This is a genomic window from Streptomyces sp. NPDC046308 (assembly GCF_055588065.1).
Genome location: NZ_JBVJFB010000001.1, coordinates 392619 through 407721 on the forward strand (window position 1 = coordinate 392619; position 15103 = coordinate 407721).

Sequence of the window (15103 nt, forward strand, 5' to 3'; positions counted from 1 at the left end):
GACGCCCGGGCGGCGCCGCCACGGCCGCCTCAGGCGTCGTCGCGCACGAGGGCGAGGAGCCGGTCCAGGACGCGGGTGCCGCTCGCGCGGACGCCGTCGTGCTCGAACTCGTCCGTCACCCAGGTCCGCAGCCCGCGCACGGCGCGGGCCGTGGCCAGGGAGTCGGCGGTGTCCACGTACATGTCGTCGTGGTAGACGGCGGCCGCCACCGGCACCTCGTTGGCCGCCAGGCGCGCCGGGTCGTAGAGCGGCTGCCAGCCGGTACGGGCGGCCAGCAGTTCGGCGGTCTCGCGGAGCGGGACGAGGGCGGGGTCGGTGGTGAAGTGCCAGGGGTGGATGGTCTCGCCGGTGAAGAGCAGCGGTTCGTCGCCCGCGAGGGCCTTCGCGGCGTCGAACCGGGGGTGTCCGGCCCGGACCCGTTCGGCGGCCCAGGCGGTGGGCGTCGCCGGGTCCTGTGCGTAGATCGCCTCGTGGACCAGGGCGTAGAGGGGGTGACCGGCGAAGGACAGCAGGGCGCGGGCGCCCTCAAGGAAGGCGTCGGAGAGGGCCGGGCCGGCCGGGGTCGGCACGAAGGCGTCCTCCAGCAGGTAGTGGAGCTGGTGGCTGCCGTCCCCGCCACCGAGGAGGATGCCGAGGGACTGGAAGGCCTCGACGGTGAGGCGGTGCCCGCCGGGGAGTTCGGCGGGCCGGTCCTCGAGGTGGGCGGCGATCCGGCGGGCGCGCTCGACGTCCATCGGGTAACGGGCGTAGTGGGCCAGGTTCTTGCGCTCGATGCGGGGGAACGCGGCTGCGTACACCTCGTCGGCGGTGGCCGTGAGGGAGGGCAGGCCGCCGGTGATCAGGGCGGCGCTGAGGCCCTCGGGTGCGGTGGAGAGGTAGTGGGTCGCGCAGAAGCCGCCGAAGCTCTGGCCCAGCACGGTCCAGGGCGCGCCGCCGGTCAGGCCGGGGCGGATGGCCTCGGCATCGCGCACGATGGAGTCGGAGCGGAAGTGGGCGAGGTACTCCGCCTGCTGGGCGGGGGTGCCGCGCAGGGGCAGGGTCTGCCGGTTCAGCGGGGTGGACCGGCCGGTTCCGCGCTGGTCGAGCAGGAGCACCCGGTATTCGGTGAGGGCGCGCGCCAGCCAGGCCTGCCGGCCGACGAAACGGCGGGCGCCGAAACCCGGACCGCCCTCCAGGTACAGCAGCCACGGCAGCGTCTCGGGGTCCTTGCCGGTGGCGACGACCTCACGGGCGTACAGCTCGATCCGTTCCCCGTCCGGGCGGGCGTGGTCCAGGGGGACGGTGAACCGGTGGTCGGTGAGGACCGTGCCGGGCTGGCGGTAGCTGTGGGCGATGGTCACGGGCGGCCCCCTGGGGTGCGAGGTGCGGAGTCGTGCGCCCCGGCCGGGTGGCGGCGGGGCGCGGTGGTGGCGGTCGGCCGAGTCTATGGGGTGCCCGGCCGGCCGGGCCGGGCCCCTCGGGGACTTGCGGCCCGGTGGGTCCGGGCCGGCCGGCGGGGCCGGTGTCAGAACTCGACGACCGAGCGGAGCACCTCGCCGCGTTCCATCCGGGCGAAGGCCTCCTCGACCCCGTCGAGCGGGATCCTCTCCGAGACGAAGGCGTCCAGGTCGAGCCGGCCCTGGAGGTAGAGGTCGATGAGCAGGGGGAAGTCGCGCTCCGGCAGACAGTCCCCGTACCAGGAGGACTTGAGGGCGCCGCCGCGGCCGAAGACGTCGAGGAGCGGGAGTTCGAGCTTCATCTCCGGGGTCGGCACGCCCACCAGGACCACCGTGCCCGCGAGGTCGCGCGCGTAGAAGGCCTGCCGGTAGGTCTCGGGGCGGCCCACCGCGTCGATGACCACGTCCGCGCCGTTGCCTTCGGTCAGGCCCTGGACGGCCTTGACCACGTCCTCCGTGCGGCCGTTGACGGTGTGGGTGGCGCCCAGGCCGCGCGCCCACTCCAGCTTCCGGTCGTCCAGGTCCACCGCGATGATCTTCGAGGCGCCCGCCAGGCGGGCTCCGGCCACCGCCGCGTTGCCCACTCCCCCGCAGCCGATGACGGCGACGGAGTCGCCCCGGCCCACGTTGCCGGTGTTCAGGGCGGCGCCGAGGCCGGCCATCACCCCGCAGCCGAGGAGTCCGGCGGCGGCGGGGGACGCGGCCGGATCCACCTTGGTGCACTGGCCGGCCGCGACCAGGGTCTTCTCGGCGAAGGCGCCGATCCCGAGGGCCGGGGAGAGCGGGGTGCCGTCCTCCAGGGTCATGCGCTGGGTGGCGTTGTGCGTGGCGAAGCAGTACCAGGGCCGCCCGCGCTTGCAGGCGCGACAGGTGCCGCACACCGCACGCCAGTTGAGGATCACGAAGTCGCCGGGGGCCACGGAGGTGACGTCCGGGCCGACGGATTCGACGATCCCGGCGGCCTCGTGGCCGAGCAGGAAGGGGAACTCGTCGTTGATCCCGCCCTCGCGGTAGTGCAGGTCGGTGTGGCAGACCCCGCAGGCCTGGACCCTGACGAGCGCCTCGCCGGGTCCCGGGTCGGGCACGAGGATCGTCGTCGTCTCCACCGGTGCGCCCTTGCTCCGGGCGATGACCCCTCGTACGCGATGCGTCACGTCGTACCCCGCTCTGATCGAATCGGTCTGGATCAACGAACGTACACGGGCGGCACGCGGTACGGGAGTTGTGTCACGTTTCGGCGCGCGACGCGACCAGATCCGGCGGTACGGCGGCCCGGAGCGCCGCGCCGAAGGCGGCCACGGCGGGATGGGCGCCGGCCCCACTGCGGAAGGCGAGGCCGGTACGGCGCCGCACGGGCAGCCGGGTGAGGCGGACGGCCGGGTCCGCGGGGCCGGTGACCCCGAGCTGCGGTACGAGGGCCACGCCCTGGCCGGCCGCGACCAGCGCGAGCACGGTGGCGAACTCGTCGACCTGGTGGCGGACCCGCGGTGTGAAACCGGCGGCCTCGCAGGCCCGTACGGTCATGGCGTGGCAGAGGGTGCCGGGCGTGGCGGTGATCCAGGGCGCCCGCGCGTGTGCGCGCAGGGCCGTGCCCGCGTCGGGCCCCTCGGCCGGCTCGGGCGTCTCCCCGGCGGGCGCGGCCAGGTACATCGCCTCGGCGAAGAGCGGCTCGGTGGCCAGGCCGGGCTCCTGCGGTGCGGGGACGAAGTCGTACTCGTGGACCAGGGCCACGTCCAGGTCGCCGGCCCGCAGGGCGTGCGCCACCGCGGCCGGATCGGTCTCGGAGACCATCGGTTCCAGGGCGGGGTGGCGCCGGGCGAGGGCGGCCAGCGCGGCCGGGACGATGGCCCGGGTGGCGGTGGGGAAGGCGCCGATCCGCAGGGCTCCGGCCAGGCCGCCGCGCGCCTCGGCGAGGTCGGCTTCGGCCTGCTCCAGCCGTTCGAGGACGGCTTCGGCGTGCCGGACCAGGTTCTCCCCGGCCGGGGTGAGCCGCACCCGGCGGCCGGTGCGTTCCAGCAGGGGCAGGCCGGCCTCCCGTTCCAGCACGCCGAGCTGCTGGGAGACGGCCGAAGGGCTGAACGCGAGGGCCTCGGCCACGGCGGCGATGGTGCCGCGGCGGCCGAGTTCGCGCAGCAGGCGCAGGCGTCGGACATCGAGCATCGGCTCAGCTTACGGTTCCGATAAGAAACACGAACTGGATTTGACGCTGCGGGCGGGTGAGGCTCTTCGGCATGGCACAGGACACGGCACAGCACCTGACGCACGACACGGCACAGGACAGGGCACAGGAAACGGCACAGGGCACGGCACGGGGCATCACGCCGCAGACCTCCGGCGACCTCTCGCTCCAGGGGATCCACGTACCGCTGGTCACTCCCTTCACCTCCGCGGGGGACGTGGCCGCCCCGGCCCTGGAGGCACTCGCGCACGAGGTGCTCGACGCGGGCGCCACCGGGATCGTCGCCCTCGGCACCACCGCGGAGGCGGCCTGCCTCGACGAGGCGGAGCGCGATCTCGTGACCGGCGTGTGCGCCGAGGTCTGCCGGGAGCGGGGGGCGCTGCTGACCGTCGGCGCCGGGGCGAGCGGCACCCGGGCCGCCGAGGCCTCGCTGGCCCGCCTGGCGCGGTGGCCGCAGGCGCGGGCGGCGCTGGTCACCGTGCCGGCGTTCGTACGACCCTCGGCGCCGGGGGTACTGGCGCACTTCGCGCGGCTGGCGGAGGTGAGCCCCGTGCCACTGATCGTCTATCACATCCCGTACCGCACCGGGCAGCCGCTGGACGCGGCCGCGCTGCGGGCCCTCGGGGCGCTCTCCGGGGTCGCCGGGATGAAGTACGCGGGCGGCGGCATCGACCAGGACGCGGTGGCGCTGCTCGGGGACCCGCCGGCCGGGTTCGAGGTGCTGGCGGGCGACGACGCGTACCTGTCGCCCCTGCTGGCGCTGGGCGCGGCCGGCGGGATCCTCGCCTCGGCGCACCTGGCGACGGAGCGGTTCGTGGAGCTCGCGGCGGCCTGGCGGGCCGGCGACGTGGCCCGGGCGCGGCCGCTGGGACACGCGCTCGCCCGGATGTCGGCGGCCGCCTTCGCGGAGCCCAATCCTTCGGTCGTCAAGGCCGTGCTGCACGCGCAGGGCCGCATTCCGAGCCCCGGCGTACGGCTCCCGCTGCTGCCGGCCTCGGAGGCGGCGGTGACGGCCACCCTGGAGCGGCTGGGCGAGCTTCCGGCCGGCCCGCCACAGTAGGCGACGGGCGCCGGAAAGAGTCCGCAATGGGCGATTCGACACTTTAAGCGCCCGCCGCCCGAATGAGGAGCATCCAGGCCGAACTTGACCGTATTGCGCGCCGGGGGCCCGACCCGTGATGTGAGTCACGCGGGAGAGGTCAACATCATTTCCACGGAACGGCCGATCCCCTTTTCCCGGAAAGGGAATCGGCTATTTCACCGCAGGGCCTTCATGGTCATTTAACGGGCCGATAGCGGGATGTCGATCTATGGGTGGAATTCGGGGCTTGTTCCCGCCCTCAGCACTCACTTACCTTCACCTCACTCCAGGTGGTCCGCTCGCCGAATAGGCCGCCACCCGGGCTCTTCCGTCCCCCCACGCGAGGAATTCCGCCATGCCTGCAAAGGGTAAGCACCGCCGGCCGAAGCACCACCCGATCACCCGCAAGCTGGCCCTGGCCGGCACCGGTGGCGCGGCCCTCACTCTGCCGCTGATCAGCGCGACCACCGCAGGTGCGGTGCCGGCGGCCACGGCTCCCGCGGCTCTGACCGCCGCCCCCGCGGCCGGCACGGCCACTGCCACGACGTATTCCGTGGTGGCGGGCGACACCCTTTCGGGGATCGCCGCGGACCATTCCGTGAGCGGCGGCTGGCAGCAGCTCTACGCGGCGAACCGGAGCGCCATCGGCGACAACCCGGCGATCATCCGGCCCGGCATCAAACTGAAGCTCGGCACCGAGGCGGAGCCCGCCCGTGCGAGCCGGTCCGCGGCCCGGCCCGCCCTCGCGGCCGCCGCCAAGCCCGCCGCGAAGCCCGCCGCCAAGCCGGCCGGCGCGTACCCGAACAACCTCGACGGGTGGATCCGCGAGTCCCTCGACGTCATGGCCAAGCACGGAATTCCCGGCAGCTACAACGGAATTCACCGCAATGTGATGCGGGAGTCCTCGGGCAATCCGCTGGCGATCAACAACTGGGACATCAACGCCCAGAACGGGATCCCGTCCAAGGGTCTGCTCCAGGTCATCGACCCGACCTTCAAGGCCTACCACGTGCCCGGCACCTCGCTGAACTCCTACGACCCGGTCGCCAACATCACCGCCGCCTGCAACTACGCGGCAGCCCGCTACGGCTCGATCGACAACGTCAACGGGCCCTACTAGAACCCGCCTCGGTGACGGACGGCGCGGACCGACGGGCGGCGCGGACGAGGATCCGCAGGGGCGCCGCCAGGCCGTAGCCGACGTCCCGGCGCAGGGCACCCACGCCCGCCCGCTCCACGCGGGTCAGCTGGTGCTCCATGAGCTCCCTCATCGTCGCGATCACGGGACGCAGTCCGGGTTCGGCGAGGTCGAGGATGCCGTGGGTGGCGTCGAGGGCCGTGCGCGCACGCCGGCTCTCGCCGGCGAGGAGGGCGCGGACGGCCGGGGTGTCACGGGCCTGTTCGAGGTCGGCACGGGTCACGGAGTGTTCCGCGAGCCGCTCGCGCGGGATGCAGAGCCGGCCGTCCGCGAGGTCCCCGCAGAGGTCGGCGAGGAAGTCGACGCGCTGGGCGGCGTCGACGAACCGCCGCCAGCCGGCGGCCTGTTCCCGGTCGGGGCCGCCCCGGTACTGGAGTCCGGTGAAGACCAGCACGCCGGGCAACGCGTAGGCGTCGAGATAGGCCTGGAAGTCCTCCTCGGCGGCGAAGCCGTCGAAGGCGGCCTCGGCGGTGGCGGCGCCCTCCAGGAAACGGGAGACCCAGTGCGCGGGGAGGGCGCGGGAGTCCACCGCGTGGGCGTAGGCGCGCAGCACGGGGTCCGCGCTGTCCCCCGATGACAGGGCCGCATCGGTGCGCCCGGCCAGCGCGGCGAGTCCCTCGGCCCGCTGCTGCGGGGTGCCGGTCTCGGCCACGTCGTCGACCAGGTTCATGAAGGCGAGTCCGGCGGCCAGGTACGGCACCAGCGGCGGCGCGGCGAGCAGCCGCAGCGCGAGGTACGGGGCCGGCTCACGGCGGAGCACCCGGCGGGCGGCGTGCGTGTAGTCGTCCCGCAGCCGGGGGCCGGGTATCCCGGCCGCGGTGAGGGTGGTGCGCCAGCTGGGCACGGTGGTCGAACTCCTCGGTGTACGCGTGGGCGGAGGGAAGGGCGCGTGCGTGCGCGCCCTCCCCGGCTCCTGTGCGGCCCTGTACGGGCGCGCGGGATCAGGTGACGGTGACCTTCCTGAGGCTGCCGTCGGTCTTCCACAGGATGTAGCCGCCGCGCCCGTACTCGTCGCTGAGGTACGTGCGGATGGAGGGGACCTGGTCCATCATCCACGGGTCGACGATGACGTGGCGCGAGGTCGGCTTCTCGACCTTCAGGTCCTTCTTGGACTGCTCCAGCATGCCGGGCAGCGCGTCCCAGTTGACCGTGGCCATGTCGATCAGCGGCTCCCCCTCCTCGACCGTGCCGTCCGGGCCCGTGCGCGATGCGGCGCCGTCGCGGTACTGCCAGGAGTCGACGGTCTCGGCACCGGCGGCGGTGGGGATGGAGGCCAGGATGTAGCCGTCGTAGAGCGTCATGTCGACGAAGGTGGTCGTCCCCGTCTCCTTCTTGAACGCCGCGAGGGCGGTACGGATGTTCTCCGGCGTCATCATGCTGCCCCGGGGGGCGTCCGCCTTCTGCGCGCTCGCCTTGGGGGCCGGGCCCGAGGACGCGTCCCGCCCGGGCGGGGTGGCGGAGGTGGCGACGGCCGGGCGGGACGCGGCGCCGCCCTTCGCGCCGTCGTCGCCGGAGTTCCCGTCGGGCAGCAGCTGCACGATGCCGACGACGCCGGCCGCCAGGACCGCGGTGATCGCGGCGCCGATCAGGGCCGGGCGCCTGCGCGCGGCGGACGTCACCGGAACGGGCGTCGTGGCCGCGGCGTACGGCGAGCCACCGGAGCCGTACGGCGGCGGGGTGGGCGGTGCGCCGGCCGGCGCGTACGGACCGAACTGCCCGTACGGGTTCGGCACGACCGGGGAGGCGACGGGCGGCGGGACGACGGTCCCAGGACCGGTACCGGAACCGAGAGCGGCGCTCGCGTCGCGGAGCAGCCGTTCCAGCTGCGCTCCGTCGGGCCGCGCGGCCGGGTCCCTGACGAGCAGTCGTTCCAGTACGGGTCCCAGCGGGCCGGAGCGCACCGGCGCCGGGATCGGCTCGTCGAGCACGGCGACGACCGTGGCCAGGCTGGTGGCCCGGCGCAGCGGATTGGTTCCCTCGGCGGCGACGTACAGGAGCATGCCGAGCGACCACAGGTCGGAGGCGGCCAGCCCCTCCTCCCCGCGGACCCGCTCGGGTGCGATGTACTCGGGTGAGCCGATCAGCACTCCGGTCGCGGTGAGCCCGGTGGAGTCGTGCAGCGCGGCGATGCCGAAGTCGGTCAGGACGGCCGACCCGTCGGGGCGCAGCAGGACGTTGGCGGGCTTCACGTCGCGGTGGAGGATGCCCTCCGCGTGCGCGGCGCGCAGCGCGGACAGGACGTCGAGGCCGAGCCGCACCGCTTCCGCGGGCGGCATCGGTCCGGACTCCAGGCGGTCGTACAAGGAGCCGCCCCTGACCATCTCCATGACGATCCACGGGTGCCCGTCGGCGCCTTCCGGCGGTTCGACGATGTGGTGGATCGTCACGACGTGGGGGTGGGCGAGGCGGGCGAGGGCGCGTGCCTCGCGGACGGCGCGCTCGCGCATCTGGTCCGCGAGGCCGGGCTGGGCGGCGGCGGTCGCCGGGTCGGGCGGGCGTACTTCCTTGAGGGCGACCTCTCGGTGCAGGGCTATGTCGCGCGCCCGCCAAACGGTTCCCATGCCGCCGCTGCCCAGGGGCGCGACCAGTTCGAAGCGCCCGTCGATCAGCTGTCTGCCGGCCTCACTCGTGTCCATGGCGGATCATCGTAGGCGCCGCCACCGTCAGCAGCGTCGGCGGTCCACCGTGACCGTTCCCTGGACGGTGCCCACCGTGCGGTCGTAGCACCCGCCCGGTGCTTGTGACCCGTACAGCCGGTGGCGGGCGGAGGTGGTCGCGACCGCGTGCCGCTGGTCGCGGGGGACGTTCGCCGTGTAGGTGGCGTCACCCGTGTACTGGTCGTCGAGCCGGGAGGATTCCACGGGCCGGCCGCCGCGCAGGGTGACGGTGTCCGTTCGGTCGCCGAGTGAGAGGACGGTGCGCAGCCGGTCGCCGGCGCCGAGGGTGGTCTCACCGTCCATCGTGTAGGTGCGGGCGGTCCGGGTGGTGGTCGGCCCGTGCGTCACGCTCTCCTCGTCGGTCCAGGTGGCGTCGAGGGCGTCGAGGTTCTCGCCCTCGGTCCAGCGGTGGACGGAAGTGCCGTGCACGGTGCGGGTGACGGTGGTGGCCACCCGGCCGTGGGAGGTGTCCAGGTGTCCGGCGACGGTCAGCCGGTGACGGCCCTCGGTGTCCAGGCGGTGCTGTCCGCCGGGTGCGGCGGGCGTCCAGCGGGAGTGGCCCGCCGGTTCGCTCTGCTCGTGCCGGGTCAGGGCGCCGGTGACGACCTGCCGGGCCTCGTCCTGCCACAGCAGCAGGTTGGTGGGGGTGCTCCAGCCGCTCTGCCCGGCCGGCACCCCCGCGACGGACACGTCGATCCGGTGTGGGCGGCCGTCGTTGAGGAGGGCGGCATAGGGGGTGAGGTCGTAGCGGATCGGCTGGACGTCGAAGGCGCGCGGGCCCGGAGTCACGTACCAGAGGAAGGGGTTGGACCAGCCGCCGGTCCAGACGGTGGGGAAGGGGGCGGCGATGCCTGCGAGTTGCCCGTCGACGAGGACGCGGACCTCGCGGTGGGGGCCGTCGGCGGCCTTGCAGGAGTACGGGGCGGCGTCCGGGGTGGTCATGTACCAGTACTCCTCGCAGCCGCCGCCGGAGCCGGTCGCGTACACCTCGGCGACGAGGCGCTCGGTGTTGCGCGGGGTGGTGACCGACGGGGAGGTGAGGGGCAGGACGCGGTCGGGGGTGTCGGGGGCCGCGGCGCCGCCCTCCGCCGCGTAGAAGGTCAGGGTCACCCTGACGTCGATGACGCCGGTGTAGGTGTCGTCGACGACGTTGCCGATGAGCATCTCGACGGGCTGCGGGCGGGCGAGGGTGTCGCGGTAGCGGGTGACGTCCTTCTCCACGGACCAGGTGATCCCGTCGGGCGAGGGCTGGGGGGTGGAGGTCCGCAGGATCTCGACGCCGCCGAGGGAGAGGTGGCCGAGCCTGTCGTACTGGCGGCCCTTGACCTTGCCGTCGAGGCGCAGGACCACTTTCGCCCAGGGGCCGGTGCCGCAGGCCGCGGGCGGCGCGTAGCTGCCCTGGTACGGGGTGAAGTCGCGGAACTGCGCCTCGGCGAGGGTCACCTCGCAGGACCGCGTCGCGGGGCGGGTGACGGGCGGGGCGGGGGTGAGCGGGTCGTGCCAGTCGGTGCCGAACTCGGCGGGCGGCGGGTCGGCCGGGGTCACGCCGTGCGCGGGCGGCGGGTCGGCCGGGGTGAGGCCGTGCGCGGGTCCCGCGGCGGCCAGGGTGCCGGCGGCCAGCGCGATCGCGCCGAGCAGGCCCGTGATCCTGTGTCGTCTCATGGGCCCGCAGTGAAACGCGGGCCGGCCCGGCCGGGCCAGGGCCGGTACGCGGGCCCTGGCCTGTTCTCGCCGTCAGCCGCGCAGGAGGACCACGCCGTCGTCGTCGGCGTGGACCGTGTCGCCGGGGCGGAAGGTGATCTCGCCGATGGTGACGGGCTCGTCCACCGCGCCCTCGCCGGTCTTGCCGCTCTTGCGCGGGACCGTGCCCAGCGCCTTGATGCCGAGGTCGAGGCCGCCGAGGGCGACGCTGTCACGGACCGAGCCGTTGATGATCAGGCCCGCCCAGCCGTTGCTCTCGGCCGCGCCGGCGAGGAGGTCGCCGACCAGGGCGGTCCGGGGCGAACCGCCGCCGTCCACGACGAGCACGGCGCCCTGGCCCGGCGTGTGCACGAGGGCGCGCAGCAGGGCGTTGTCCTCGTGGCAGCGGACGGTCCGTACGGGACCGGCGAACAGGCGGCGGCCGCCGAACTGACGGAACGCGGTGGTACAGATGCCGAGGGACTCGCCGTGCTCGTCGTACAGGTCGGCCGTCGGGACGGGGGTGACGCTCATGTCGTACCGGTTTCCTCGCTGCTCGTTCTCGCCCCTCGCGTGGTCCGGCCAGGGTAGTGCGGCCTTCGGGCGACGCGGCGCGGGGTGCCCGGCCCCGTCCGGCCCGGACATCGGCCGGAACCTGACGGGTCGTGGTGCGGGCGCCGGCGCGCGGAGCCGGGTCAGTCCCGGGAGTTGCCGAAGAGGATCCGGTAGCCGATGAGCAGGACCAGCGAGCCCGCGATGGCGGAGCCCCAGGTGGCCAGGTCGAAGAACTCCGTCTGGATGGGCTTGTCGAGCACCTTCGCCGAGAGCCAGCCGCCGATGAAGGCGCCGGCGACGCCGATGAGGGTGGTGCCGATCAGACCGCCGGGGTCCCGGCCGGGCAGCAGTACCTTGGCGATGCCGCCGGCCAGCAGTCCCAGGATGATCCAGCTGACGATCCCCATGCCCAGTCACTCCGCTTCGGTGGTTCGGTCGTTCGGTGGTCGTTCCCGCGCGTCCGGACGTTCCACGGGTCCGGGCGTTCAGCAGGGAGGACGCGGCCGTGGCCGAAACGGTTCTCTCAGGATCAGGCCGCCATGCGGCCGGCCGGCACGGCGGGCTCGGCGGCGGCCGGAGCCGCCGTCGGAGCCGGTGTGGGAACCGCCTGCGGGAGCGCCACCCCGGCGGGCGGCGTCCGGGTCAGCAGGACCACTCCGCGGGCCGCCAGCAGGGCCCCGGCCGCGGCCAGCAGCACGCCCGGCGCTCCGCCCTGGAGGCGCTCGCCGAGCAGGACCATGCCGATGGCGGCCGCGGCGAGCGGGTTGGCCAGGTTCACCACCGCGAGCGGGGCGCCGAGGCCGCCACGGTAGGCCCGCTGCGAGAGGAGCATCCCGCCGACGGCGAAGAACACGACGAGCAGGGCCACCGCGACGACCCGGAAGCTGAGCAGGGCCCCGCCGCGGCCGCCCGCCACGGCCACGGTCTGGGTCAGGGCGGAGGCCGCCGCGGAGGCCAGCCCGGACGCCGTCGCGTGCCGCAGCCCCGAGCGCGGGTCCTTGGACGCGGTCAGCGCGAGGATCACGGCGGCCGTCGCCCCGGACACGGCCAGCGCCTCGGCCAGGGTGAGGGTGTCGTCGGGGGCCGGCCCGGAGGCCGGGAGGAGGAGCAGGCCGAGCCCGGCGACGGTGGCCAGGGTGCCCCGCCATTCGGTGGCCGCCACCCGGCGTCCGGAGCGCCGCGCGCCCAGCGGGACGGCCGCGACCAGGGTGAGCGCGCCGAGCGGCTGCACCAGGGTGAGGGGGCCGTACCGCAGGGCCGCCGCGTGCAGGAGCGCGGCGGCCGCGTTCAGCCCGGCCGACCACCACCAGGCGCCGGAGCCCATCAGCGCCTTGGCACTGCGCGCGACGGCCGCGCGGGCGAGGCGCTCCTGGGCGACGGCGCCGGCCGCGTAGGCCACGGCCGAGGCGAGGCACAGCGCGAGGGCGAGGACGGTGTCGTTCACTGCCCTGCCCCTACGGCGGCCGCGGCGCTCTGCCGGTCCGGCAGCCCTCCCGCGGCGGCGTCCGCATCAGCGTGCGCGTCGGAGTCCGTACCCGAGTCGGTGCCCGGGTCCGAGTTCGCGCCGGGGTCCGAGTTCGCGCCGGGGTCCGTGCCGGGGCCGGCCGCGCGCGGGCGGGGCACCAGCAGCAGGGCCGCCCCGAGCAGGACGGCGGCCACGACCGCGTCGAGCCAGTAGTGGTTGGCGGTACCGACGATCACCAGCAGGGTCAGCAGCGGGTGCAGCAGCCACAGCAGGCGCCACCGGGAGGGGGCCTTCCCGGCCGGGGACGGGGTGCGGGTGGCGGCGATCACGCCGAGCGCGAGCATCAGCGCCCAGCCGAAGTGCAGCGAGGGCATCGCGGCGAACTGGTTGGCCAGGGTGTCGGCGTCCGGCGCGGCCCGGTAGACGGTGGGCCCGTAGACCTGCCCGGTGTCGATGAGCCGTGCGGCTTCGAGCATCCGCGGGGGTGCGAGCGGGAAGGCGAGGTGCAGGACGAGGGCGGCGCCGGTGAGCACGGCCAGGACCCGGCGGGTCCACAGGTAGTGCGCGGGGCGGCGGACGTAGAGCCAGATCAGGAAGAGCGCGGTCGCGGGGAAGTGGACGACCGCGTAGTAGGTGTTCGCGGTGTGCACGAGGGCGTCCCCGTGGAGCAGCAGCCGCTGCACCGCGCCTTCACCGGGCAGCCACAGCGCCCGCTCGGCGTCCCATATTCGCTCCGCGTTGCGGAACGCCTCCCCGGTGCGGTCGGTCGAGAGCAGCCGGCCGGCCTTGTAGACGGTGAAGAAGCCCGCGACGAGCAGCAGCTCGCGTATGAGGCGACGGCGCGCGGCTCTCGGTCCGGCTGGCCCGGCCTCCGGCCCGGCAGGTGTGGTGTGGGAGGTCATCCCCCGGTCTCTCTTCCTGTTTACGCGCACTGCGACACGCCAGTGTATCGATACATTGGCGTATCGATACGCTGGTGTACCGATACGGTCGCGTTCCCGTACACTTCGTGGTGGAACCGCCGCCGAGGAGCCCCCGAGGAGAGCCGCAGCCCATGACGTCGACGCCGCCCCCCGCGCGCCGCTCCAAGATCACCCCGGAGCGGGAGCAGGAGTTCTACGACGCCGTCCTGGAGCAGCTGCGCGAGCACGGCTACGAGGCGCTGACCATGGAGGGCATCGCCGCCCGGGCCAGCTGTGGCAAGTCCACGCTCTACCGGCAGTGGAAGACCAAGCCCCAGCTCGTCGCCGCCGCCCTGCGCGCGGGCCGTCACGGCACCCTCGTCGCGGTGGACACCGGCACGCTGGCGGGCGACCTGCGCGAGGCGGCCCGGATCGCGGCCGGCACCTCCGGGCGCGACACCCGGCTGACGCAGGCGCTGGGGCACGCCGTGCTCAGCGACGAGGAGCTCCAGGCCGCCCTGCGCGAGGCGCTGGTCGAGCCCGAGCTCGCCGCGTTCGACGTGATGGTGCGGCGGGCCGTGGCACGCGGCGAGATCGCCGCCGACCACCCGGCCGTGGAGTTCCTGCCGGCCCAGCTGATGGGCGTGCTCCGGATCCGGCCGGTCCTGGAAGGGCGGTACGCGGACGCCGACTACCTGGTCCGGTTCGTCGACGCCGTCATGCTCCCGTCCCTGGGCCTCGCACCCTCCCACCCCGCCCGGCACCCGGCCGGACGGACCCCCTGAACCGGCGGGCCGCCGTCCCGATGACCTGACGGCGACCCGCCCGCGCTGCCTCGTGGGGACGGCGGCAGCGCGCCACCCGGTCTGTGCGGCAGCGAGACCGCCCCGGCAGCCGTGTTCAGCGGGCCCCGCCCATGACCCGGGCGAACTCCTCCGGATCGGTGTCGAAACCGCGCAGTCGCGCCTCGAACGACCAGGCGCCCGACGCGTCGCGGGTGAACTCGACGACGGTGGCCGCGGTGGCGGAGGGCACGGACGCGAAATCGCCCTGGGCGAGGTCGGTGTGGCCCTCGCGGATCCGGAACCCCGTACCGTCGATGTCGGCGAAGGTCTTCGCGCGGGCCCCGGCGCCCGTGTCCGCGCCCACGCTCTGGATGACCACGCCGACCACCACCCGGCGCAGATCGGGCCCCATCCGGTCCAGCTCGAAGGTCATCACCTCGTCGAAGCCGAAGCCCTGGCCGGTGTGGCTGTCCCGGTTCAGGGTGATGGTGCCGTCGGGCGAGCGGCTGCCGAAGTGGACCAGCTGGACCGGCGTGCCGTGGAGGTCCGCGGCGCCGTAGACAGCGGCCACTATGTCGAGGTCGCTCGCGGGCGTGCCCGTGGGACTGGGGTCCCACCGCAGCGCGACCTCCACCTTGGCCAGGCCCTTGCGTACACCAGTCACCGAACTCCCCCTTCGTTCACCAGGACTTGCCCCCGCATGATCCCACGGGACCCCGCCGCGGCCCGAAGGACCGTACGTTCCCGGCCGTTACGCATCGCCGTCCTGTACGGGTTTGCCCGGCCTCGGCGCGTTCCCGGGCGGCGTGGCCCGACCCGGCGACGGCTCCCCCCGCGGGTCGTGGTCGTCGCCGAGCCACTCCCCCACCGGCTGGACCCCGCTCAGGGCGCCGGCCGGCGCCAGGGTCGGCGACCGACTCGTCGTAGGACGGGAACCAGGGCAGCCCGGCCCCGTCCTGCCCACAGGACGGGGCGCGCCGGGAGCCGGACCCGGCCGCGCCGTCATCGGCGCGGGCACCGGGCCGCCGTGGCCGGCGAAGGAACCGGCCGAACCGGTGGAGCCGGGAGCGGGCGGAGCCCCGTAGAGCCCCGTGGGGCCGGCCGGCCGCGGCGGCGCGAGGCGCGCCCGCTCGGCCCGGCGCCACCGGGCCGGCGCCGCCTCCCC

At 74.7% G+C, this 15103-nt stretch carries 14 protein-coding genes; 3 read left to right on the forward strand and 11 right to left on the reverse strand.

The annotated features are described in order from the left end of the window. Positions 1–29: 29 nt before the first annotated feature. The 3 genes from ACZ6JT_RS01845 to ACZ6JT_RS01855 form a co-directional block, all read right to left on the reverse strand. The gene (locus ACZ6JT_RS01845; protein ID WP_469208131.1) at positions 30–1334 is read right to left on the reverse strand and encodes an alpha/beta fold hydrolase; all 1305 of its coding nucleotides are present in this window, start codon (positions 1332–1334) and stop codon (positions 30–32) included. A 170-nt stretch (positions 1335–1504) separates the two neighbouring features. After that, positions 1505–2590, reverse strand: coding sequence for an S-(hydroxymethyl)mycothiol dehydrogenase (locus tag ACZ6JT_RS01850; protein ID WP_469206140.1), 1086 nt, complete (start codon positions 2588–2590; stop codon positions 1505–1507). Between the two features lie 73 nt (positions 2591–2663). Beyond that, the gene (locus ACZ6JT_RS01855) at positions 2664–3596 is read right to left on the reverse strand and encodes a LysR family transcriptional regulator (protein WP_469206142.1); all 933 of its coding nucleotides are present in this window, start codon (positions 3594–3596) and stop codon (positions 2664–2666) included. 71 nt (positions 3597–3667) lie between these two features. Between ACZ6JT_RS01855 and ACZ6JT_RS01860 the strand changes: the two genes are divergently transcribed. Both ACZ6JT_RS01860 and ACZ6JT_RS01865 read left to right on the forward strand, forming a co-directional pair. Further along, entirely contained in the window at positions 3668–4675 is a 1008-nt protein-coding gene (locus ACZ6JT_RS01860) for a dihydrodipicolinate synthase family protein (RefSeq protein ID WP_469206144.1), read from the forward strand. 376 nt (positions 4676–5051) lie between these two features. After that, a complete protein-coding gene (locus ACZ6JT_RS01865) occupies positions 5052–5816 on the forward strand; it encodes a transglycosylase SLT domain-containing protein (RefSeq protein WP_469206146.1) in 765 nt (254 codons plus the stop codon). Here the strand turns inward: ACZ6JT_RS01865 and ACZ6JT_RS01870 are convergent. The 7 genes from ACZ6JT_RS01870 to ACZ6JT_RS01900 all read right to left on the reverse strand — a co-directional run bounded on the left by ACZ6JT_RS01870 (position 5800) and on the right by ACZ6JT_RS01900 (position 13153). After that, positions 5800–6738, reverse strand: coding sequence for a phytoene/squalene synthase family protein (locus ACZ6JT_RS01870; RefSeq protein ID WP_469206148.1), 939 nt, complete (start codon positions 6736–6738; stop codon positions 5800–5802). The two genes, ACZ6JT_RS01865 and ACZ6JT_RS01870, sit on opposite strands and share 17 nt — an antisense overlap. A 97-nt stretch (positions 6739–6835) precedes the next feature. Continuing rightward, entirely contained in the window at positions 6836–8530 is a 1695-nt protein-coding gene (locus ACZ6JT_RS01875) for a serine/threonine-protein kinase (protein ID WP_469206150.1), read from the reverse strand. 27 nt (positions 8531–8557) lie between these two features. Continuing rightward, positions 8558–10213, reverse strand: coding sequence for a peptide-N4-asparagine amidase (locus ACZ6JT_RS01880; RefSeq protein WP_469206152.1), 1656 nt, complete (start codon positions 10211–10213; stop codon positions 8558–8560). A 72-nt stretch (positions 10214–10285) separates the two neighbouring features. Beyond that, positions 10286–10765 (reverse strand): ribonuclease E activity regulator RraA, encoded by a 480-nt coding sequence (gene rraA / locus ACZ6JT_RS01885; RefSeq protein WP_469206154.1) that lies wholly within the window; start codon positions 10763–10765, stop codon positions 10286–10288. Positions 10766–10926: 161 nt separating this feature from the next. Next, positions 10927–11193 (reverse strand): GlsB/YeaQ/YmgE family stress response membrane protein, encoded by a 267-nt coding sequence (locus tag ACZ6JT_RS01890; RefSeq protein WP_030390536.1) that lies wholly within the window; start codon positions 11191–11193, stop codon positions 10927–10929. A 122-nt stretch (positions 11194–11315) separates the two neighbouring features. Further along, entirely contained in the window at positions 11316–12230 is a 915-nt protein-coding gene (locus ACZ6JT_RS01895) for a DMT family transporter (protein WP_469206156.1), read from the reverse strand. Continuing rightward, positions 12227–13153 (reverse strand): phosphatase PAP2 family protein, encoded by a 927-nt coding sequence (locus tag ACZ6JT_RS01900; RefSeq protein ID WP_469206157.1) that lies wholly within the window; start codon positions 13151–13153, stop codon positions 12227–12229. Before ACZ6JT_RS01900 ends, ACZ6JT_RS01895 begins: the two co-directional genes overlap by 4 nt. A gap of 152 nt (positions 13154–13305) precedes the next feature. On the opposite strand from ACZ6JT_RS01900, the gene ACZ6JT_RS01905 reads away from it, so the two are divergent. Next, positions 13306–13938: a TetR/AcrR family transcriptional regulator gene (locus ACZ6JT_RS01905; protein WP_469206158.1), complete on the forward strand. Its 633-nt coding sequence runs from the start codon at positions 13306–13308 to the stop codon at positions 13936–13938. 115 nt (positions 13939–14053) lie between these two features. On the opposite strand, the gene ACZ6JT_RS01910 is transcribed toward ACZ6JT_RS01905, so the two are convergent. After that, positions 14054–14602, reverse strand: coding sequence for a TerD family protein (locus ACZ6JT_RS01910; RefSeq protein WP_469206160.1), 549 nt, complete (start codon positions 14600–14602; stop codon positions 14054–14056). Positions 14603–15103: the final 501 nt, after the last annotated feature.